Origin of the sequence: Marinobacter sp. ES-1 (assembly GCF_000475255.1) — a bacterium.
Taxonomy (GTDB): domain Bacteria; phylum Pseudomonadota; class Gammaproteobacteria; order Pseudomonadales; family Oleiphilaceae; genus Marinobacter; species Marinobacter vinifirmus.
In genome coordinates this window covers 1-19,256 of sequence record NZ_AXBV01000108.1, presented here as the reverse complement: position 1 = coordinate 19,256, position 19,256 = coordinate 1, and the positions used below count along the sequence as shown (strand labels likewise).

The window sequence follows — 19,256 nt, the reverse complement described above, 5'->3', positions numbered from 1 at the left end:
CTCCCCCTCCTACTCGATCTTTTTATTTGCCAATCAGTGACTGCCCGCATACCCGCACGATGTTGCCGTTTACACCGGCAGAGGCCGGGTTGCAGTACCAGGCGATGGCTTCGGCGACATCCACCGGATGGCCGCCCTGAGACAGGCTGTTCATGCGCCGGCCCGCTTCACGAATCGTAAACGGCATGGCAGCAGTCATCTGGGTTTCGATAAAGCCCGGGGCGATGGCGTTAATGGTAATGCCGTTTTTCAGGTGCTTCGCCATAGACTCTACATAGCCGATCACGCCGCTCTTGGCGCAAGAGTAGTTGGTCTGGCCGAAGTTGCCGGCAATGCCGCTGATGGAGGAAATGCACACAATCCGGCCGTTGTCGCGCATCAGGTTACGCTCAGCCAGTTCCTCGTCGATCAGCTCCTCGGCAGTCAGGTTTACCGCGATGGTCATATCCCAGAAGTGCTCCGGCATATTACCAAGTGTTTTGTCGCGGGTGATACCTGCGTTATGGACGACAAAATCCACGCCACCGGTTTCCTTTTCGATGAAATCGGCAATCAGCTTGGGGGCTTTTTCATCGGTAATATCGCAAGCCAGTGCCTTGCCTTTGATGGCGCCAGTAACCTTCTGCAGTTCTTCCATGGCCGGGGGAATGTCCAGGCCGATTACGGTGGCGCCGTCCCGGGCCAGGGTTTCGGCGATGGCTGCACCAATGCCGCGGGAAGCTCCCGTAACCAGGGCAACCTTGCCGGTGAGCGGGGCAACCGGATTGGTGGCCCTGGCTTCCTCAGCCTTGCCGATACGAACGACCTGGCCGGACACATAGGCAGACCGGGCCGACAGGAAGAAGCGCACGGTAGAGTCCAGCTGGTTTTCGGCATTTGGCGCAATCCAGGCCAGGTTAGCCGTAGAGCCTTTCTTGCCGATTTCCTTGCCAACGGCCCGCACAAAACCTTCCAGTGCTTGTTGAGCGGCGGCGTTCGGAGCCTTGCGGCAGGTGTGGGGGTCCTGGCCGATCACCAGCACCCGGCCATTGGCGGCCAGTTTGCGGATGGTCGGGTGGAAGAAGTCGTACAGGGCCCGCAGATCCTGCGGGGTTTTCAGGCCGGTGGCATCAAACACCAGGGCGGAAAACTTACCTTCACTGTTGGCGCCCAGCTCAAAAGGCTTGGCCTTGTTGCCGGCCTGGGAAGATTCCGCCAGGGTGTCCGGGCCGGTGGCGTGGAACAGGTTGGCCGGGCTGGCGCCAAGAACAGAACCGAGGGTTGCGATGGCCCTGGCGCCGTTACCGGCACCAATCAGCACATCACCTTCAATGAAAGGCTGATCCACACGCTTCAGGCGTTTCAGCGGAGCCGGCGAGGGCAGGCCCAGGGATTGGGCGGCCGTTTTGCCGACAGGGGTGTTTACGATTTTCAGGTAGAGGTCAGACATGGTTTCTTCCTTGTTGATGCGGTTGAGTGCAATTTAGGCTAAAGGGTAAAGATTCTGCCGGCTAATGGATTGACTCAACGCAGGGACCGCGTTGTCAGGCTTGCCAATGAGCCCGGGGCGTCAATCGCTAGACTTTGCTGTAACCTCAGATTATCTGAATCCGTACTTATTGAAAGGGAAGACTGCAATGGCCCAGGCAAAGAAAACCACCCAAGGCGCTACTGGCACCGCGGGCAGCACCAAGGGAAATACCCAGACCGTTCGCCGCGTTGCGGTGATCGGCGGCAACCGGATTCCGTTTGCCCGTTCCAATACCGCCTACAGCAAAATCAGCAACCAGGAGTTGCTTACCTCAGCACTGCGCGGTCTGGTCGACCGCTACAACCTGCAGGGTATGCGAATGGGCGAAGTGGTTGCCGGTGCAGTGATCAAGCATTCCCGGGACTTCAACCTGACCCGGGAATCCGTGCTCAGCTCCGGACTGGCCCCGGAAACCCCGGCCTACGATATCCAGCAGGCCTGTGGCACGGGCCTGGAGGCTGCCATTCTGGTGGCAAACAAGATTGCCCTGGGGCAGATTGAATGCGGCATTGCCGGCGGCACAGACACCACTTCCGATGCGCCTATCGGCGTAGGTGAAGGTCTGCGGGAGATTCTGCTGGATCTTAACCGCGCGAAAACGACCAAGGAACGCCTGAAAATTCTGGGCCGGTTCCGCCCGGGCCACCTGGTGCCGGAAATTCCGGAGAACGGCGAACCCCGCACGGGTATGTCGATGGGTGATCACTGCCAGGTAACCGCAAAGGAATGGAACATCGCCCGGGAAGACCAGGACCGGCTGGCCTGGGAAAGCCATCAGAAGCTGGCCAAAGCCTATGAAGAAGGCTTTTTCGACGACCTTGTAACGCCTATGGCCGGGCTGGAGAAAGACAACATCCTGCGCCCGGACACTACGATGGAAAAACTGGCCACCCTGAAGCCCTGCTTTGGTCGTGAGAACGGCACCATGACCGCCGCCAACAGCACCGCGCTGACGGATGGTTCTTCCTGTGTGCTGCTGGCCAGCGAGGAGTGGGCCAAGGCCAACAATATGGAAGTAAAAGCCTGGCTGACTTTCTCGGAAGTGGCTGCCGTAGACTTTGTCGACAAGAAAGAAGGCCTCCTGATGGCGCCGGCCTACGCCGTGCCCCGGATGCTGGAGAAAGCCGGCCTGACTCTGCAGGATTTCGACTTCTATGAAATCCACGAAGCCTTTGCCGCACAGGTGCTGTCTACCCTGAAAGCCTGGGAAGATCCTGCCTTCTGCAAGGAGCGGCTGGGCCTGGATAAACCACTGGGCAGCATCGACAAGGCGAAACTGAACGTGAAAGGCTCCAGCCTGGCCACCGGCCACCCGTTTGCGGCAACCGGCGGCCGTATTGTCGCGACGCTGGCGAAATTGCTGGAGGAAAAGGGCGGTGGCCGGGGGCTGATCTCCATCTGTGCGGCCGGTGGTCAGGGCGTAACAGCGATCCTGGAGCGCTAAGTTACGGGAAAACCGTAATAACCTTTGACAGGCAGCATTCCAGCCCGTATTATTCGCGCCACGTTGATCGGGGCTGGCCCCCGAAGCCAACAACCAGTTTGATGCGGGGTGGAGCAGTCTGGTAGCTCGTCGGGCTCATAACCCGAAGGTCGTAGGTTCGAATCCTGCCCCCGCTACCATAAAAAAGAAAGGCAGATCAGTTGCTTACTGGTCTGCCTTTTTTGCATTTGGGGCCGCCAAACTTCCCTGTGACGAATATGTGACATATCTGTGCCAATTTTTGTGACCTGGCACCTCCAGCCAGCCGCTTCGATATCACCAGCGACAAACTTAAAGCGCTCCACATTACCTGAAAAAACTGTTTTCCCGGGCGTATCGCCGTCAGCTTGCCGCTGAAGAACGTCAGCACGAGCTGCAGGCCCGGATTCTCGGCCATAGCGCCGGCAATCTCTGTGGAAGTGCGCTCGGTCACCCGGAAGGAAACCATCGGCCAAGACCATCGCCGTGCTCGCAAAGCTCGTTCCGCCCCGGATGATCGTCTGAGGCATGTTCTGTTCGCTATTAAACAAAAGCGAACATTCGAGTTTATCTTAATAATTCGATAGAAACGCGTAAACCGCTACAGGACTTAGTCGAAAAGCTGATTTTACCTTCATAGCGAGTCACTATATCTCGAACGATAGCAAGGCCGAGACCGTGCCCAGGTGTTTGCTCATCTAGCCGCAGACCCCTTTGGCCCAAACTGGCTAAATCCTTGTGATTAACCCCTGGGCCATCATCAGCAACAACTATTCGCTTGAAGCCGCTGCCTTGTTCCACAGAGAGCTCTACGCATCTCGAAGACCATTTGCCAGCATTGTCCAGTAAGTTGCCCAATACTTCATTAAGATCATGTTCTTCTATCGGCCATCGGCTGTCTTCAGGCAGAGAACTCGATAGTTCAAACGACTTTTCCGGATATAAACGACCGAGCATCCACAAAAGATCCCGTGCCTGTTTTATGGGGTAGGCGCTTTTTCCAATCTGGGGCCCTGCAAAACGGCTTCGACGCATTTCAGCTTCTAATTGCCTGTCGATATCGCTTAGTCGCTCCACCATCTGGCGCCTTAGATTGGTGTCGAGAGGACGTGTGTCGTCTTCCAGTATCTGCCGGACGGCTGCGATGGGGGTTTTGACGCTATGAGACAGGTTTGCGAGAGCGTCCCTGGAGCGCTCCAGTCGCTGATCTAAGGAGTCCAGCAACTGATTTAGTTGAAGAACCAGCGGGTAGAACTCCTCTGGCGACTGAACGTTGATTCGGGAGATCTCTCCGTCCTGGAGTCTTTTTAATGCGGCTTTGAGTGTGACAACCGGTCGCATGGACATCGTGATTCCGAACCAGAGCACGGCGACCAAGAGCATAATCAACAGAACTGATACTACGGCGGTCCATGCATGAAGTGCAGCTTGGCTGCGTTTCAGCGCACCCAGATCTTCAGAAACGATTACGACGATGGGTGTTTCACCGACCTGAAAAGACTTTCGGTAGGCGAGGATGTCTAAGGGAGTATCAGTGGTTTCGGCATCTTCTACGCGAACGGTTCCGTCTTCTTCGTTTTCAATCAGAGGCGTTAACAAGGGCTCCCAAGTATCGGGTGAAATGATGGTCTGTTCGGGTGTATGTATGGCAAAGGCATGATGAAAAACATCCTGGAAATAATCGCCCGTCTGGAGAGTGTCAACTTCACCATTCGCGTCGCGAATCTGGTGCTCAAGGAAAACGACTTCATCTTTCAGTCGGCTTTCAACGAATTCCCGAGACATTCGGTCGAGCAGCAAGCCATGGACCAACCACGCCACCCCCATTAGACCAATTCCGGCGGGCAGTAACAGCGCAAGCAAGGTTCCTTTTACGGACGCAGGCTTTTTAAGGAATCGCATTAAAAATGTACCCCTGGCCGCGTCGTGTTGAGATGGTTTCGCTGCCCACTAGCTTCCTTAACCTCCGAATATACGCCTCAATGACGTTTTCGCTCGGGCTATCATTCAAGTTGTAAAGCTGTTCCATTAGTTGTTCTTTGGAAAAGACGTGGCCAGGGCGGCTCATCAAACAACGTAGCAGCCGGAATTCGGTGCCGGTAAGTGTATGTTCCACGCCGTCGTCCATCTTGAGACTCTGGCGGTTTTCGTCCAGTTCAAAGCGGCCGGCTTTAACCTGAGCATGGACCCTTCCTTCACTTCGACGCACGAGTGCGTTGAGGCGTGCGATTAGCTCTTCTGTCTGAAAAGGTTTTGCCAGGTAATCGTCTGCCCCGGCTTTTAAGCCGTTAACCTTATCCTGCCAATCGCCTCTCGCGGTCAGAATCAAGACCGGACAGCTGACGTGATTCGTTCGCCACTTTCTCAATACGTCCAGCCCGTTGCCATCAGGTAGACCCAGGTCCAGAACAACAGCACGGTAATCCTCTTGCTCACCCAGAACGACGGCTTCTCGGGCACTGGGAGTTGTATCAACGCTGAAACCTGCTTTTCCCAACTGCCTGACCAGACCCTCAGCAAGCAAGCGGTCATCTTCGACGAGCAGTAAACGCATGAGTTTTTCCTTCTATGTATGGTCCGCGGTCGAAAGTGTGACTGATTAACCTGAATTCAGCCTGAACGGAAAATAGTTCGAGTTTTTCAGAAAGAATTCAGGTTAGTGAGAGAAGGTAACAACCGATTCTGGACATTGCTCAAGATTGGGGCTCAATCCAGCAGTGTTTTCGCGATTTTTATTTTACAGAGGATAAAAAGATGAATGCATCAAAACTATTCGTAGCGGGTATGGCGTTTTCAATGTCGGCAACAGCGTTTGCGGCTGGCGCCCATGATGGTGGCCACGGGCACGGCGCTACAAGCGGTGAACCTGGCAAAGCGTCGGAGGCCAGCCGAACCATAACTGTCGAAATGTACGACAACTACTATGAACCGGAATCAATCACCGTAAGCCCCGGGGAAACGGTGCGGTTCATGGTGGAGAACAAAGGGAACCTCGTTCACGAATTCAACATCGGCACCCCAGAGATGCACGAGGGCCATCAGGAGGAAATGATGATGATGGTTGAGCATGGCGTCATCCAGGGCGGCAAGCTGAACCACGACATGATGAATATGGATATGGGGAATGGCCATTCCATGAAGCATGACGACCCGAACAGCGTGTTGCTGGAACCGGGCCAAAGTAAAGAAGTGGTATGGAAGTTCTCTGATAAAGGCAATATCGAATTTGCCTGCAACGTGCCGGGCCACTATCAGGCCGGGATGTACGGTAAGGTCAATTTCGAGTAACTCGCTTAACTGAGGTCCGCGAGCGCGGGGCTGAGACACGTTTCTCGGCCCGGCTTCAATGACGTGTAGTTCGGAGCAACACAGATGAAACCACGCTTTTTGACAGGGCTTTTGAGCCTGCTGATGCCAGCCATGGTTCTGGCCGGCGAATACGACCTTACGGTCGACCGGGTAAAAATTGATACCGGCGATTTTGTGAAGGAAGGCATTGGATACAACGGCGCATCTCCGGGACCGGTAATGCGTTTCAAGGAAGGCGAGAACGTCCGGATCAACGTAACCAACAACCTGGATGAGATGACGTCCATTCACTGGCACGGCCTGATCCTTCCTTTTAACCAGGACGGTGTGCCTGGTATCAGTTTCCCGGGCATCAAGCCGGGTGAAACCTTTACCTATGAGTTTCCTATCCAGCAGGCAGGCACCTACTGGTTCCACAGCCACTCTGGTTTTCAGGAGCCGGACGGCGCCTATGGTGCCATTGTCATCGAGCCCGAGGGCCGTGAGCCATTCCGCTACGATCGTGAATATGTGGTGCAGCTGACTGACAAGCACCCCCATTCCGGTGACCGCATCATGCGCAACCTGAAAATGATGCCGGATTACTACAATCGTCAGCAGCAGACCATTGGCGAGTTTTTCTCCGATGCCTCGAGCCAGGGATTCTGGCGTACGCTTGAGGATCGCCTTGCCTGGGGAAACATGCGCATGATGAAAGCGGATGTCGAAGATGTGCAGGGATTTACCGGCCTGATCAATGGCAAAGGGCCGGAGCAGAACTGGACTGGCCTTTTTGAGCCCGGAGAACGCATCCGGCTGCGGTTCATCAACTCCTCGGCCATGACCTACTTCGACATACGGATTCCCGGTCTGGACATGACGGTTGTACAGGCCGATGGCAACAACGTTCAGCCCGTTAACGTGGACGAGTTCCGGATCGGTGTGGCGGAAACCTATGATGTGATCGTCCACCCGAAAGATGAGCAGGCCTACACTATTTTCGCTGAATCCATGGGGCGTTCCGGCTATGCCAGGGCAACGTTGGCCCCCGAAGAAGGTATGGAAGCGGCTGTTCCGCAACTGCGTGATCCGGCGCGCCTGACTATGGCAGACATGAGCGGTATGCCCGGTATGGACCATGGCAGCATGGCGGGGATGGATCATGGAGGCATGGATATGGGCAGCTCAGAAGATATGTCCGGGATGGATCACTCCTCAATGGAGGGAATGGACCACTCCAACATGGACAGCATGGATCATTCCAATATGGAAGGTATGGACCATGGTTCCATGACGATGGGAAAAGAAGATAAAAGCGATCCTTTCTATGCCAAGGGCAGTGGCCTCATGCCCAAAGCTGCTAATGGCGGTAAATTTCTGTCTTACGCCGACCTGAAGGCTCAGGATCCGTTGTATGAAGACCGCGAACCGACCCGGGAAATCGAGCTTCGCCTGACCGGCAATATGGAGCGTTACACCTGGAGCATTAATGGCGTCAAGTATGAAGACGCCGATCCGATTCGTCTGAAATACGGTGAGCGGGTCCGCTTCAAGTTTGTTAACGAAACCATGATGACGCATCCAATGCACCTGCACGGCATGTGGTCGATTTTGGACGTCGGCGCCGGCCAGTGGAATCCCATCAAGCACACTGTGAGCGTGAATCCGGGCACCACTGTGTACATGGAAACCGAAGTCGATGCCCCGGGGCAGTGGGCGTTCCATTGCCACCTTTCCTACCACGCGGCGGCCGGAATGTTCCGTAAGGTGATTGTCGAAGGTGGCCCGGATTCAACCCAGGCGAAAACAGACGCGATTGCTGAAGATGGAGGTGAGGTATGAGCTGTATTCGATCACTTGTCGCAGTCAGTCTTATTGCCTCTGTTGGCTTCTCAACGGCGGTGACAGCTCAGGAAATGATTTCTGACACTACCGCTCGTAAACAGCCGCTCACAACCTGGGGCGTTCAATTCGAGGAATTTGAGTACCGCTACAGCGACGATGACGAGGAGCTGGGCGTCTGGAATGCGGATGCCTTCTATGGCACCGACGACTTTAAAGTCCGGCTGCTCACAACCGGGGAGTACGAGATAGAGGAGCAGGCCTACGAAACGCTGGAAAACCAGCTGGTCGGCCAGATCCCTATCTCCAAGTTCTTCGACGCCAAAGCGGGCGTGCGTTTCGATACTCCGGAAGGGCCGGACCGGACATACGCCGTTCTCGGTGTCGCCGGCCTGGCGCCCCAATGGTTTGAGATCGATGCAAACCTGTACGTCAGCAAGGATGGTGATACGTTAGCCGAACTGGACGCTGAGTACGAATTGCTGTTCACCAATTACTGGATCCTGTCTGCGACGCTGGATGCAACGGTAGCGTTCAGTGAGGATGAAGAGATTGGTGTCGGCAAAGGATTGGTTTCCACCGAAACCGGCCTCCGGCTCCGCTACGACCTGATAGACCGTGCGTTCTCGCCTTATGTGGGTGTGGTGCATGAGCGCAAGTACGGCGATACCGCAGATCTCGCTAAAGCCGAAGGCGGCGGCACAGAAGACTGGTTTGCCGTCATCGGCGCTCGAATCGCATTCTGATGCTGAAGGGCCATGGGAAACCCATGGCCTTTTTTCGTCTATGATTTGATGTAACTCAAATTCACCGAAAGCATGTGTCCATTTTCAGTCGCAGTTCAGGTTGAAGTGTTTTGATACAGGGAGAAGTCATCAGGAAGAGAGGTGTCACCCCATGACCAAAGCACACAAAGCAACCAACCAGGAGCAGTTTTTGTTGCGCCGAAAAATGACCGTCGAGGGGCTTGGAGAGGATCAGTGGGAGGGGCTCATCCACGATCTGAATCACCACCCCTGCGTTGATTTCGCCGAGCGTAAGCCGAATGGCACATTGCAGGTGACGTACGACGGAACTCACTGGACCGTCGATGAATTACTGGAACTGATCAAGGCCTACGGTGGCCGATTAAAATCCGGATGGTGGGCCCGGCGCAAACTGGCCTGGTACCGGTTTACCGACGACAACGTCCGGGCAAATGCCAAGCATGAGCCGTTCTGCTGTTCCAAGATTCCACCCATGAAAAAATAACAGGAGGTTGAATGAGCAGGGAGGAAGATCGAACCACTCGCTATCAGGAAGGCAGTCTCACTTTACCTGGAACGGTTATGCTGGGTACCGGTGTCATGATTGGCGCCGGTATTTTTGCACTTACCGGGCAGATGGCGCAGATGACCGGTGTGCTATTCCCGCTGGCCTTTCTCGCTGCAGCGGTGATTGTGAGCTTCAGCGCCTATTCCTACATCAAGATCTCCAATACCTACCCTTCCGCCGGCGGTATCGGCATGTACCTGCACAAGGCCTACGGAAACCGGCTGCCAACGGCTTTCAACGCCCTGTTGATGTATTTTTCCATGGTCATCGCTCAGAGCTTCCTGGCCCGGACCTTTGGCTCTTACACCATGCAACTATTCGGAGGGGACGAAAGCGGCCGTATGGTGCCCATTCTGGGGGTGGCATTAATCCTCGTGGCTTTCGTGATCAACCTGCTCGGCAATCGGATGATTCAGGGGGTGGCTTCCTTTATCGGGATCCTGAAAATCGGCGGCATACTGATTTTCGGTCTGGTCGGGATCTGGATTGCCGACTCAGTCTCGGTTGATTTTTCGGAGCCCGGTGAAGCCGGAGCGCTGGGCAACTTCCTGGGCGCAACCGCACTGGGGATTCTGGCGTTCAAAGGCTTTACGACCATCACCAATAGTGGTTCGGAAGTAATAGACCCAAAGCGAAACGTCGGGCGCGCCATCGTGATTTCCATTGCCGCCTGCGTGGTGATCTACACGCTGGTGGGCTTCGCGGTCGCCAGCAACCTGTCACTGGCTGAAATTATCGAAACGCAGGATTACTCCCTCGCTGCTGCTGCGCGTCCCGCTCTCGGCGATTACGGTGTCTGGTTTACTGTCGCTATTGCCATGATGGCCACGGCGGGCGGTATTCTCGCCAGCGTCTTCGCGGTATCCCGCATGCTGGCGATGCTGACGGAGATGAAGCTCGTACCACATCGGCATTTTGGCATGCCCGGCAGCATCCAGAAACACACACTGGTGTATACCGTTGTCCTGGGGCTGATCCTCACCGCCTTCTTTGATCTGTCACGAATTGCCGCGCTGGGTATCGTGTTTTACCTGATTATGGACATTGCCATTCACTGGGGTGTACTGCGCTATCTTCGCAAAGACATCAAGGCCAACACCTGGGTGCCAACTACAGCCATCTTGTTGGATCTTTTGGCTCTGGGCGGCTTTGTCTGGGTAAAACTGAATACGGACCCGTTCGTCATCGGCGTGGCAGTGGTCACCATGATTGTGCTTGCAGTCTCCGAGCAGATTTTCCTGAAAAGATCGCCGGAATCCGCGCAAGCGAAACAGGAAGAGAGTCACGCGCATCGTCACCATTAACCAGAATCAGGAAGAGAGGCTATTGCCATGATGGGAGATAACATGTTCGGGAACACCATGTGGGCAGGCCACTGGCTGTGGATGCTGGTGATTGCCATTGTGGTCGTCATTCCGGCCTGGCGTATTTGCCAGCGCACGGGGTATCCGGGGTGGATGGGTGTACTGATACTGATCCCTATCGTCAATCTGGTTCTGCTGTATTTCATTGCATTTGCAGACTGGCCCGCCGATAAAACAGGAGATCAGAATGGCTGAGCACCATCACGCCCATGACCACGATCACCACGCCGATAAAGAACCTGGCGGGCACACCGCCAAGGATCCGGTTTGCGGCATGGCAGTCGATCCGCATACCGCGGAACACCGCAGCCAGCATGGCGGTAAAACCTGGTACTTCTGCTCGTCGCGTTGCCAGTCCAAATTCGACGAGGACCCTGAGCAGTACCTCGATTGGGAAAAGAAACAGCAAGAGCCGGTAGCGCCGGGCACTATGTATACCTGTCCCATGCACCCCGAGATTCGGCAGCAAGGGCCAGGGGACTGCCCAATCTGCGGCATGGCCCTAGAGCCCGAGCAGGTAAGCCTGGACGACGGGCCTTCGGAAGAACTCAAAGACATGACCCGCCGATTCTGGATCGGCCTGGTGCTGGCCCTGCCTGTACTGGTACTGGAGATGGGTGGGCACCTCACCGGACTCGATCACATTATAGCCCCGCAGATGTCCAACTGGATTCAACTGGTGCTGGCAACGCCTGTGGTGCTCTGGTGCGGTTGGCCCTTCTTCGTCCGGGGTTGGAAATCCGTGGTTAGCCGTAACTTGAACATGTTTACGCTCATTGCCATTGGTACCGGCGTCGCGCTGATCTACAGCCTGGTGGCGACCCTGGCGCCGCAGATCTTCCCAGGCGCCTTCCGGCAGGAAGACGGGTCGGTCGCCGTCTACTTCGAGGCGGCTGCTGTCATCGTGGTGCTGGTGCTGCTGGGGCAGGTGCTGGAATTGCGCGCCAGAGAGAAAACCTCTGGTGCCATCAAGGCCCTGCTGGATCTGGCACCGGCGACGGCCAGAAAACTGGACGACGATGGCAGCGAATCCGATGTGTCGCTTGATCAGGTCAAGGTCGGTGACCGCTTGCGGGTACGTCCGGGAGACAAGGTGCCGTTGGACGGCGAGGTGCTTGAAGGCAGCTCCAACGTGGATGAATCCATGGTGACCGGTGAGCCTTTGGCAGTCAGCAAAAAATCCGGCGACCAGGTGATCGGCGGCAGTATCAACCAGCAGGGCAGCTTTATCATGCGGGCCGACAAGGTTGGCCGTGACACCATGCTGTCCCAGATTGTGCAGATGGTGGCGAGCGCCCAGCGCAGCCGCGCGCCCATTCAGGGCCTGGCCGACAAGGTGGCGGGTTATTTTGTGCCTGCGGTGATCGTGATCGCCATTATCGCCTTTATAGCCTGGTCATTCTTCGGGCCCACGCCGCCTATGGCGTTCGGGCTGATTGCAGCGGTCAGTGTTCTGATCATTGCCTGCCCTTGCGCACTTGGCTTGGCGACGCCCATGTCCATCATGGTGGGTGTCGGACGCGGTGCTCAAAGTGGCGTTCTGATTCGCGATGCGGAAGCCTTGGAGCGTATGGAGAAGGTGGACACCGTGGTGGTGGATAAAACCGGCACGCTGACAGAGGGCAAGCCGCAAGTCACCCGGCTTGTCGCGGCCAACGGGTTCGATGACAGTAGTCTCATGCGTTATGCAGGCGGCCTGGAGAAAGGCAGTGAGCACCCACTGGCTCACGCCATACTCGATAAAGCCAAGGGCATGGACCTGAAGCTTCCGGATGCGGAAGACTTTGACTCTCCGAATGGTAAAGGGGTTACCGGTCGAATAGACGGCAAGCGGGTGCTACTTGGTAACCGCCTTCTCATGGAGTCGGAAAATGTCGACACCACGCGATTTGACGGCGACGCCGACCAGCTCCGAAAAGATGGTGCTACCGTGATTTTTGCTGCTGTCGACGGAAACGTCGCAGGGTTGCTGGCGATTGCCGATCCGGTCAAGGAAACCACCGAAGCCGCTATTTCCGCGCTGCAAAAAGACGGCATCCGGGTGGTCATGCTGACCGGCGATAACCGCACTTCAGCTGAAGCAGTTGCCCGAAAACTGCATATCGACGAAGTGGAAGCGGAAGTCCTGCCGGAAGATAAGGGCAAGATCGTCCAGCGCCTGAAAGACGAAGGCCGTGTTGTCGTGATGGCGGGTGACGGCGTAAACGATGCGCCTGCACTGGCAACGGCGGATGTCGGTGTGGCCATGGGCACCGGGACCGATGTCGCCATCGAAAGCGCCGGCATTACGCTGCTACGCGGCGACCTGATGGGCATTGTCGAGGCGCGCCGTTTGTCTCTGGCGACCATGCGCAATATCCGTCAGAACCTGTTTTTCGCCTTCGTTTACAACTCCGCCGGTGTTCCGATAGCGGCAGGGGTTTTGTACCCGTTTTTCGGGATACTGCTGTCGCCCATTTTTGCAGCGGCCGCCATGTCGCTGTCCTCGGTCAGCGTGATCGTGAATGCGCTGCGTTTGAGGGTGGTGAAACTCGGGTCAAAGCAATGAACTTCTGAATCATTGGAGGTAGCTATGTCATACACGATCGATCGAGTTATCAAAGATGTCGATTTCGAGGACGTGGACAGAAGAGCGCGTCAGGCCCTCACTGATCACGGGTTCGGTGTGCTGACAGAAATTGATGTCAAAGCCACCATGAAGAAAAAGCTGGACAAGGATATGTTGGCCTATCGGATTCTCGGGGCCTGCAATCCTGGCATGGCCTGGGAAGCCATCGGTGTGGAGCCTCGCGTGGGTGCCATGCTGCCTTGCAACGTTATTCTTCGTGAGGTTTCGGAGGGCATTGAGGTAAGTGCAGTGGATCCATTGGCTTCCATGAGCGCCATCGATAATGACGAGCTCAAGCAGGTTGCCGGGAAGGTCAGGGATATGCTCTCTGAGGTTGTGGAATCGATCTGAAGCCGGTAGAGGCGTCGATTTGCTGCAGTGCCTGCGGTTTGCAATGGATTAGCGAATTAGCCAGGCGAGCGCATAGCCCAACTGAACACTGGAAATGCAAATAGGACTCCTCATTTGACGACGGGATACCTATTTGATGTCAGTCATATTATGGAGAAGAAAAAAGGAAAAAAGGAAAAAAGATATGGATATAAAGACTTTTGGACAACTGATCGACTGGACGCGCGATCTGCACTCACATCTGGCGAGCTGTCTGTCCCATTGCGCAACAAAGCACGAGGAAGAACGGGCCCGTGCGCTTTTGGATTATCTGGCAGCTCATGAATCGGAAATAGAGCGGATCGTGAACGAGTTTGAGCACCAAGGGGATAAGAAGGCACTGGAAACTCGGGTGTACGACTACCTGTCCCATAATCCGATCAAAACTCATCGAACCTGCGACGAGCCTTACGCGAAGCTTGATTTTGATGGTATCTGCCGGGAAGTGTTCGACTTTCATGATCAGATTATTGATCTCTACAAAACGCTGATTGGAAAAGCCGAAATTCCAGAAGCAAAAGAGCTGTTCGAATCTCTTTTGGCGATGGAGGAAAATGAGTCGATGAGACTGGCTCGTCAGGTTGGCCGAATGCAGGATCTATGAGATCCGAGCACTTTTGCTGACGGCTTAATCCCTTTGAATGTTTCCAATTGAGGCTCACCTTCACACCTCAAAGACGGGCGCAAAGCCACCTCCCGGCGTTCGAAAGTTGGTGGCCTGGCCCTGGTACACACGGGCAGCGGCAAGCAGATGTTGCCCGGCATAGGTGTACAAACGGATATCGACCTTTCTGGTGGTGACCGTGCCATCCACTCTCAGCGTGCGTTCTCCGGCGGGAACGAAGTTCTGCGCGATGTAATCACCCTTCAGGATCTCTTCGAAAACGCGGCGGGTCAGTTTTTCGCCCCGATAGACGCCCTTGCTGCCATGGCCCGCTACCGGTTTGAAAAACAGTTTACGCCGGTTGCTCCACAACTCCGCCTCATCACTTGCTGAAACCAGCCGGGTCTTCGGTACAGCTCTATCCAGAAATCCTGCCTCGGTTTCACTCAGGCCCCAGTCGCGCAGGGTTTGGGCATCAGATAGCAGGATCAGGTTCCGTTTGTCGGCCATAAGCGCATGGGCGCGTGGATTGGGCGTGACGACCGCCGCGCCGTCGAGGTAGGCGCGCCTCAGCGCCCCAAGAGCCGGGGCCTCCAAGGCAAAATCCACCAAGCGGTTGTACACCATGTCGATAGGCTTGCCGTGGGCGCTCAGAGCGCCATCAACATACTCAAGCTCCGATGGGTCGAGGATCAAGGTCTCAATACCTCTGGCCTGGAATAACTGCTGGGCCAGTTGGAATTCCGGGAACATAAACTGGGATTCTGGGGCATCGTCCACAATGGCCAGGCAACCGGGCGTCGAGTCGCCACCTTGCCGTTGCCACTCCTGCTGGAACATGGCAAACACCGCGTCCTCGAACCCATCCAGTGCACGGTTGGTGCCAGCGGTCTGCTGGGACGGGTCACAGCATCGGTGTTGAGCCCGGGCCAATACCGTGTTCAGAAATGCGCCGCCGGCGTTGGTGTTGATTTCGATCAGCTGAGGCCCGTTCTCGCCCAGGTGAAAGTCGTAGCCCATGAAGGCCCCGATGGGGCCTGGATCAAAACCGGCGATGTCCGGCGCCCAGGACAGAGCTCTTTCCTTATAGGGCGGAAGCTCGGCTGCGAATTCGATCGCCTGAACAATCCGTTTCATCGTCGCGATGTCTGCCTGGGGAACGAAAACCGGTGTGTTTGAAAAGAGATGAAGGAGTTCAGGAGTGGTCGGCAGCTCGTTCCCAATGCCTGAAAACTGCTTCCGGAGGCTGTCAGTGAGCGCTTTTCGGTCAAGAGTGATGCAGTAACACTGCCGGTTGAGCTGGTCGGCGTGGGTTTTGGTTGTTCGCTGGTTTTCCTGGGGCACGTCTTGCATTGGTCGTCCATGGTCATTGTGAATCGTTCCACCTTGATTCTGGTCAAACGGATGCATGTTTCGCAACTGTTTTCAGGCCTGTTTCAGCTTGGTGTGATGGACTGCCAAGTAATGACCATGCCTGTTCGGGATCTTGCTTACCGGGCGAGGAAATCTTACTGAAACCCTCTGACCAAAAAGGCCACGCTATGAAACATTCGTTTCGCAAGCAGTGGATTGCTGGAATTACGGCCAGTGTCGCTATGAGTTTTTCGCTGATAGTGGCCGCAGACACGAACCGGGCATTTGTTCCCATGGGCACAGCGGATGCCGTCGGCGTTATTGATCTGGAAAACCGCAAGGTGACGTCGTCCATTGGCGGCACACTGAATACCCACGGTTCGGCACTGACCCCGGATGGCCGGTATCTGGTGGTGGGTAGTTTGTCGGCGCATGATCGTCAGGAGCCGGTTAGTCGCCCCGAAGGCGTTTCAGAAGATGAACACGCCGCTCATCATGGGGGCGGGGAGTCTACTGAATTGGAGGCAGGGAGTACCGGGCTGCTCTATTTGGTGAACACGGCCACAAAGACGATTGACCGCAAACTGGAAGTGCCGGGGCCGGTGCACCATGTGCTGGTGACTTCCGACGGTCGCTATGCCGTTTCCACGCATCCTGCCAGTGGCAGTATCAGCGTTGTGGATCTGGATTCCGGTCAGTTGGTCAAAACTGTGGCGACGGGGCCGGCCCCCAACTATCTGGTGCAAACCGACGACGGCCAATCCCTTCTGGTCAGCAATACCGGTAATGGCACGGTCAGCGAAGTGGATACCGAGCACTGGTTCGTCGAGCGCAATTTGCGAGTTGGCGGCAACCCAGAGCATATGGTGCTTGCCCCCGGCAACCAGCGGCTCTACGTGAATGATGCTGCATCCGGCCAGGTTCTTGTCCTTGAGCTTGCCAAAGGCGCGGTGGCGAACCGGTACGAGGTTGGGGAGGCGCCCCATGGCGTTGGCTTGAGCGCAGATGGCCAGACCCTCTATGCCACCAGCCAGGGCGGCAACCAGGTGGTCCGGATTGAGCTAGCCAGCGGCGCCCGCCACACCAGGCCGATGGCTCCAGCGCCCTATCATCTTGCGGTCTCTCCCTATGATGGCCAGCTACTGGTGACCAGTCGGGCAGAGAACAAGCTTTGGGTGCTCGACCCGGAATCCCTCGATGTGGTTGATGAGATCGCGCTGAGCGGCATAGGCCATCAGATATCCCTTGAGGCCCATTAGTACTCTGTTCTGACACTGGCTTTTTCGCAAAGGAACCGCTCATGGATCGACGCTTTAAAATTACTTTGGCAATGTTTGCCGTTATCGCACTGGTTTTACTCTGGGGAGAACACAAGGTTCATCTGCTTGGCGCCTTGCCCTGGCTGATACTGCTTGCTTGTCCGCTGATCCATATTTTTATGCACGGAGGGCATGGAGGACATAACCACTAGGCAGAGCAACCGGGAAAGAGTGGAGAGCAGCGTGATGACTGATAGTGCATCGGATTATGGCCTTTGGAGCCTAGTGGTGCTGAATTCGGCGATTTTCATATTCTTCGCCTTCAGTTTTTTCAAACCGCAGACCCGCCGAGACTGGCGTTCGTTTGGTGCCTTCAGCGCGTTTCTGGTGGCACTGTTCACCGAGATGTACGGGTTCCCGCTGACGCTCTACTTCCTCTCCGGCTGGCTGCAGAGCCAGTATCCCGACGTGAACTGGTTGGCTCACGACAGTGGCCACTTGCTGGAAATGCTGTTTGGTTGGAAGGGTTCCCCACACTTTGGGCCGTTTCATCTCTTGAGCACAGTGTTTATTGGCCTCGGGTTTTATCTGATTGCGGCTGGCTGGCGTACCCTGTATGCCGCGCAAAAGGCAGGGCAGTTGGCCACAACCGGCCTGTATGCCCACGTTCGCCACCCCCAGTATTCCGGCTTTGTGCTCATCATGTTCGGTTTTCTGCTGCAGTGGCCAACGCTGCTGACGCTGGCCATGTTCCCGGTGCTGGTGTGGATGTACTCGCGCCTGTCTATTCACGAGGAGCGTGAAACAGAAAAAGCGTTCGGCTCCGATTGGCGGGCCTATGCAGCCAGAACTCCCCGTTTTATTCCGCGATTGAGGAATTTGAGGCGCAAGGAAATCGAGGAACAAGAATGATGCATGGGGCAACTATCTCAGTAGGCGTTCTTGCAGTCGCACTAATCAGCGGCTGCGGTAAACAGACGGTGGATGACCGCTGGTACACACAGGCTGAGGTCGAGCGCGGCGCAGTGGTGTTCGACGACAACTGCGCAAGCTGCCATGGCGGCAATGCCCAAGGCGCTTTCAATTGGAAAAAGACTCTGAAGGATGGCTCTTACCCGCCGCCACCGCTCAACGGAACAGGTCATGCCTGGCACCATTCCTTCGACACGCTGATGGGTACAATTAGTCAAGGTGGCGCCCCCATGGGTGGGAAAATGCCGGCCTTCGCAGACGAGCTCTCCAGGGACGATCAAAAAGCCGCTATCGCCTATTTCCAGAGCAAATGGGACAAGCGGATCTATGAGGCATGGTCTGAAAGGAGTGGGCTCTGATTTCTCTGGGTAATCAGACGATTAACTCAAGGAGGCAGCGTATGAAATGCTTATGGGTGGTGGCTTTTCTAAGTGTTTTTCCGGGCAGTGCGCTGGGTGGTGCGCCCTCGGCGGAATCATTGATTGAGGGGATGGAGGCCACCCTGTGGTCGGACAGCAACCACGGCCGTTTCACCATGCGTATCGAAACCGAATACTGGACCTGGGAACCGGACCTGGAGGCCTGGATGGTTCGGCAGGTTTAAGATGGAATTATAGCGAGTTAATGCCGGTAGTCACATGGACAGGCACAGGGGTAATTCCTCTTGCACAATGGGTTTTCTTGCCACCGATAACGGGCCTGATTGTCAAATGGATGTTTCTTGGGTGGTTGACTCTGAGAGCCAAATGAAGAGGCATCGTGGAAGTGAAGTAAATTACTTTCTGTATTTTCAATATTTAATAAATAGTCGACTGTCGTTCTAAGAGACAGTCGACTACTGGTTATTCTCTAACACGCTGGATTTATTTAAGTATGATTGTGGTGTGTGTTTCTGACTGATATTTTTTGCTGCTTATTGACATTGGACCCGTTCATTGATTTTTGAGATTGCATTTCTTTCATGCAGGTCATCATTCTGGTTTTTGCGTCGGCTGTTTTGTTCGGGTAAGTGCGCGCTTCATTAATTCGATCGGCCAATCCTGAATTGGCAGTGGCCATTGTAGAAAATAAAGTGGCAGCTGCGGCAGCGATAATGATTTTTTTCATGATGCTCTCCTTAATTACCTTAAACCGTTCAAGAAATTCAGTTCAGTTTCAGTTTTCTGTGATTTACTTGAGCGTGATCAGGACGTCGACTGCTCGAAGCCCGAGCCAGCCGACGCTTGCGTCTCCACGAGTTGACTTTGCCGCAGGAATTACCCTGCGGTATTTTTTTGGTGCGCCAGGCAT

The 19,256-nt window shown here is 55.3% G+C and carries 21 protein-coding genes and 1 tRNA gene; 16 read left to right on the top strand and 6 right to left on the bottom strand.

Features of this window, described 5'->3' with window-relative positions; genetic code table 11:
• Nucleotides 1–22 precede the first annotated feature (22 nt).
• Nucleotides 23–1,429, bottom strand: coding sequence for a 3-oxoacyl-ACP reductase (locus Q668_RS16240; RefSeq protein WP_022990685.1), 1,407 nt, complete (start codon nucleotides 1,427–1,429; stop codon nucleotides 23–25).
• Nucleotides 1,430–1,616: 187 nt separating this feature from the next.
• On the opposite strand from Q668_RS16240, the gene Q668_RS16235 reads away from it, so the two are divergent.
• Both Q668_RS16235 and Q668_RS16230 read left to right on the top strand, forming a co-directional pair.
• The gene (locus tag Q668_RS16235) at nucleotides 1,617–2,954 is read left to right on the top strand and encodes an acetyl-CoA C-acetyltransferase (RefSeq protein WP_022990684.1); all 1,338 of its coding nucleotides are present in this window, start codon (nucleotides 1,617–1,619) and stop codon (nucleotides 2,952–2,954) included.
• Between the two features lie 102 nt (nucleotides 2,955–3,056).
• A tRNA-Met gene (locus Q668_RS16230) sits at nucleotides 3,057–3,133 on the top strand.
• A 17-nt stretch (nucleotides 3,134–3,150) separates the two neighbouring features.
• Here the strand turns inward: Q668_RS16230 and Q668_RS16225 are convergent.
• From Q668_RS16225 to Q668_RS16215, 3 genes are all read right to left on the bottom strand, one after another.
• Nucleotides 3,151–3,390: a hypothetical protein gene (locus Q668_RS16225; RefSeq protein ID WP_161628535.1), complete on the bottom strand. Its 240-nt coding sequence runs from the start codon at nucleotides 3,388–3,390 to the stop codon at nucleotides 3,151–3,153.
• A 149-nt stretch (nucleotides 3,391–3,539) separates the two neighbouring features.
• The gene (locus tag Q668_RS16220; RefSeq protein ID WP_036220404.1) at nucleotides 3,540–4,874 is read right to left on the bottom strand and encodes an ATP-binding protein; all 1,335 of its coding nucleotides are present in this window, start codon (nucleotides 4,872–4,874) and stop codon (nucleotides 3,540–3,542) included.
• Complete coding sequence (locus tag Q668_RS16215) at nucleotides 4,861–5,526, bottom strand: response regulator transcription factor (RefSeq protein ID WP_022990681.1); 666 nt, start codon at nucleotides 5,524–5,526, stop codon at nucleotides 4,861–4,863. The genes Q668_RS16220 and Q668_RS16215 overlap by 14 nt, the downstream gene beginning before the upstream one ends.
• A gap of 200 nt (nucleotides 5,527–5,726) precedes the next feature.
• Between Q668_RS16215 and Q668_RS16210 the strand changes: the two genes are divergently transcribed.
• From Q668_RS16210 to Q668_RS16170, 9 genes are all read left to right on the top strand, one after another.
• Nucleotides 5,727–6,260 carry a cupredoxin domain-containing protein gene (locus Q668_RS16210; protein WP_036220402.1) on the top strand — a complete coding sequence of 178 codons (534 nt, stop codon included), beginning with the start codon at nucleotides 5,727–5,729 and terminating at the stop codon, nucleotides 6,258–6,260.
• 84 nt (nucleotides 6,261–6,344) lie between these two features.
• Nucleotides 6,345–8,102, top strand: a complete 1,758-nt coding sequence (locus tag Q668_RS16205) for a copper resistance system multicopper oxidase (protein ID WP_036220399.1) — start codon at nucleotides 6,345–6,347, stop codon at nucleotides 8,100–8,102.
• On the top strand, nucleotides 8,099–8,848 hold the full coding sequence (locus Q668_RS16200) for a copper resistance protein B (protein WP_036220397.1): 750 nt from the start codon (nucleotides 8,099–8,101) through the stop codon (nucleotides 8,846–8,848). Before Q668_RS16205 ends, Q668_RS16200 begins: the two co-directional genes overlap by 4 nt.
• Nucleotides 8,849–8,999: 151 nt before the next feature.
• Nucleotides 9,000–9,353 carry a hypothetical protein gene (locus Q668_RS16195; RefSeq protein WP_022990677.1) on the top strand — a complete coding sequence of 118 codons (354 nt, stop codon included), beginning with the start codon at nucleotides 9,000–9,002 and terminating at the stop codon, nucleotides 9,351–9,353.
• An 11-nt stretch (nucleotides 9,354–9,364) separates the two neighbouring features.
• Nucleotides 9,365–10,720 carry an APC family permease gene (locus tag Q668_RS16190; protein ID WP_081697632.1) on the top strand — a complete coding sequence of 452 codons (1,356 nt, stop codon included), beginning with the start codon at nucleotides 9,365–9,367 and terminating at the stop codon, nucleotides 10,718–10,720.
• A 27-nt stretch (nucleotides 10,721–10,747) separates the two neighbouring features.
• Nucleotides 10,748–10,975, top strand: a complete 228-nt coding sequence (locus tag Q668_RS16185; protein WP_022990675.1) for a hypothetical protein — start codon at nucleotides 10,748–10,750, stop codon at nucleotides 10,973–10,975.
• On the top strand, nucleotides 10,968–13,328 hold the full coding sequence (locus Q668_RS16180; protein WP_022990674.1) for a heavy metal translocating P-type ATPase: 2,361 nt from the start codon (nucleotides 10,968–10,970) through the stop codon (nucleotides 13,326–13,328). The genes Q668_RS16185 and Q668_RS16180 overlap by 8 nt, the downstream gene beginning before the upstream one ends.
• Before the next feature lie 24 nt (nucleotides 13,329–13,352).
• Nucleotides 13,353–13,739 (top strand): DUF302 domain-containing protein, encoded by a 387-nt coding sequence (locus Q668_RS16175; RefSeq protein WP_022990673.1) that lies wholly within the window; start codon nucleotides 13,353–13,355, stop codon nucleotides 13,737–13,739.
• A gap of 184 nt (nucleotides 13,740–13,923) precedes the next feature.
• Entirely contained in the window at nucleotides 13,924–14,382 is a 459-nt protein-coding gene (locus Q668_RS16170) for a hypothetical protein (RefSeq protein WP_022990672.1), read from the top strand.
• A 60-nt stretch (nucleotides 14,383–14,442) separates the two neighbouring features.
• Here Q668_RS16170 and Q668_RS16165 read toward each other — a convergent pair whose 3' ends face one another.
• The gene (locus tag Q668_RS16165; protein WP_227498385.1) at nucleotides 14,443–15,792 is read right to left on the bottom strand and encodes a hypothetical protein; all 1,350 of its coding nucleotides are present in this window, start codon (nucleotides 15,790–15,792) and stop codon (nucleotides 14,443–14,445) included.
• A gap of 131 nt (nucleotides 15,793–15,923) precedes the next feature.
• Here Q668_RS16165 and Q668_RS16160 point away from each other — a divergent pair, with 131 nt between their 5' ends.
• From Q668_RS16160 to Q668_RS16145, 5 genes are read left to right on the top strand one after another with little or no spacing between them, the layout of a single operon-like run.
• Complete coding sequence (locus Q668_RS16160; protein ID WP_036220395.1) at nucleotides 15,924–16,994, top strand: YncE family protein; 1,071 nt, start codon at nucleotides 15,924–15,926, stop codon at nucleotides 16,992–16,994.
• 41 nt (nucleotides 16,995–17,035) lie between these two features.
• Nucleotides 17,036–17,206, top strand: a complete 171-nt coding sequence (locus Q668_RS17015; RefSeq protein WP_022990668.1) for a DUF2933 domain-containing protein — start codon at nucleotides 17,036–17,038, stop codon at nucleotides 17,204–17,206.
• 34 nt (nucleotides 17,207–17,240) lie between these two features.
• Nucleotides 17,241–17,906 carry an isoprenylcysteine carboxylmethyltransferase family protein gene (locus tag Q668_RS16155; protein WP_036220392.1) on the top strand — a complete coding sequence of 222 codons (666 nt, stop codon included), beginning with the start codon at nucleotides 17,241–17,243 and terminating at the stop codon, nucleotides 17,904–17,906.
• Entirely contained in the window at nucleotides 17,903–18,325 is a 423-nt protein-coding gene (locus tag Q668_RS16150) for a c-type cytochrome (protein ID WP_022990666.1), read from the top strand. The genes Q668_RS16155 and Q668_RS16150 overlap by 4 nt, the downstream gene beginning before the upstream one ends.
• Before the next feature lie 41 nt (nucleotides 18,326–18,366).
• On the top strand, nucleotides 18,367–18,570 hold the full coding sequence (locus tag Q668_RS16145; protein ID WP_022990665.1) for a hypothetical protein: 204 nt from the start codon (nucleotides 18,367–18,369) through the stop codon (nucleotides 18,568–18,570).
• Nucleotides 18,571–18,833: 263 nt separating this feature from the next.
• On the opposite strand, the gene Q668_RS17225 is transcribed toward Q668_RS16145, so the two are convergent.
• On the bottom strand, nucleotides 18,834–19,073 hold the full coding sequence (locus Q668_RS17225; protein WP_022990664.1) for a hypothetical protein: 240 nt from the start codon (nucleotides 19,071–19,073) through the stop codon (nucleotides 18,834–18,836).
• Nucleotides 19,074–19,256: the final 183 nt, after the last annotated feature.

Coding starts and splice junctions, on each gene's coding strand:
- Q668_RS16210 (WP_036220402.1), top strand. CDS start 5,727: ATGAATGCATCAAAACTATTCGTAGCGGGTATGGCGTTTTCAATGTCG.
- Q668_RS16240 (WP_022990685.1), bottom strand. CDS start 1,429: ATGTCTGACCTCTACCTGAAAATCGTAAACACCCCTGTCGGCAAAACG.
- Q668_RS16150 (WP_022990666.1), top strand. CDS start 17,903: ATGATGCATGGGGCAACTATCTCAGTAGGCGTTCTTGCAGTCGCACTA.
- Q668_RS16195 (WP_022990677.1), top strand. CDS start 9,000: ATGACCAAAGCACACAAAGCAACCAACCAGGAGCAGTTTTTGTTGCGC.
- Q668_RS16205 (WP_036220399.1), top strand. CDS start 6,345: ATGAAACCACGCTTTTTGACAGGGCTTTTGAGCCTGCTGATGCCAGCC.
- Q668_RS16155 (WP_036220392.1), top strand. CDS start 17,241: ATGACTGATAGTGCATCGGATTATGGCCTTTGGAGCCTAGTGGTGCTG.
- Q668_RS16160 (WP_036220395.1), top strand. CDS start 15,924: ATGAAACATTCGTTTCGCAAGCAGTGGATTGCTGGAATTACGGCCAGT.
- Q668_RS16180 (WP_022990674.1), top strand. CDS start 10,968: ATGGCTGAGCACCATCACGCCCATGACCACGATCACCACGCCGATAAA.
- Q668_RS16190 (WP_081697632.1), top strand. CDS start 9,365: ATGAGCAGGGAGGAAGATCGAACCACTCGCTATCAGGAAGGCAGTCTC.
- Q668_RS16175 (WP_022990673.1), top strand. CDS start 13,353: ATGTCATACACGATCGATCGAGTTATCAAAGATGTCGATTTCGAGGAC.
- Q668_RS16170 (WP_022990672.1), top strand. CDS start 13,924: ATGGATATAAAGACTTTTGGACAACTGATCGACTGGACGCGCGATCTG.
- Q668_RS16165 (WP_227498385.1), bottom strand. CDS start 15,792: ATGCATCCGTTTGACCAGAATCAAGGTGGAACGATTCACAATGACCAT.
- Q668_RS16145 (WP_022990665.1), top strand. CDS start 18,367: ATGAAATGCTTATGGGTGGTGGCTTTTCTAAGTGTTTTTCCGGGCAGT.
- Q668_RS17015 (WP_022990668.1), top strand. CDS start 17,036: ATGGATCGACGCTTTAAAATTACTTTGGCAATGTTTGCCGTTATCGCA.
- Q668_RS16200 (WP_036220397.1), top strand. CDS start 8,099: ATGAGCTGTATTCGATCACTTGTCGCAGTCAGTCTTATTGCCTCTGTT.
- Q668_RS16235 (WP_022990684.1), top strand. CDS start 1,617: ATGGCCCAGGCAAAGAAAACCACCCAAGGCGCTACTGGCACCGCGGGC.
- Q668_RS16225 (WP_161628535.1), bottom strand. CDS start 3,390: ATGGCCGAGAATCCGGGCCTGCAGCTCGTGCTGACGTTCTTCAGCGGC.
- Q668_RS16185 (WP_022990675.1), top strand. CDS start 10,748: ATGATGGGAGATAACATGTTCGGGAACACCATGTGGGCAGGCCACTGG.
- Q668_RS16220 (WP_036220404.1), bottom strand. CDS start 4,874: ATGCGATTCCTTAAAAAGCCTGCGTCCGTAAAAGGAACCTTGCTTGCG.
- Q668_RS17225 (WP_022990664.1), bottom strand. CDS start 19,073: ATGAAAAAAATCATTATCGCTGCCGCAGCTGCCACTTTATTTTCTACA.
- Q668_RS16215 (WP_022990681.1), bottom strand. CDS start 5,526: ATGCGTTTACTGCTCGTCGAAGATGACCGCTTGCTTGCTGAGGGTCTG.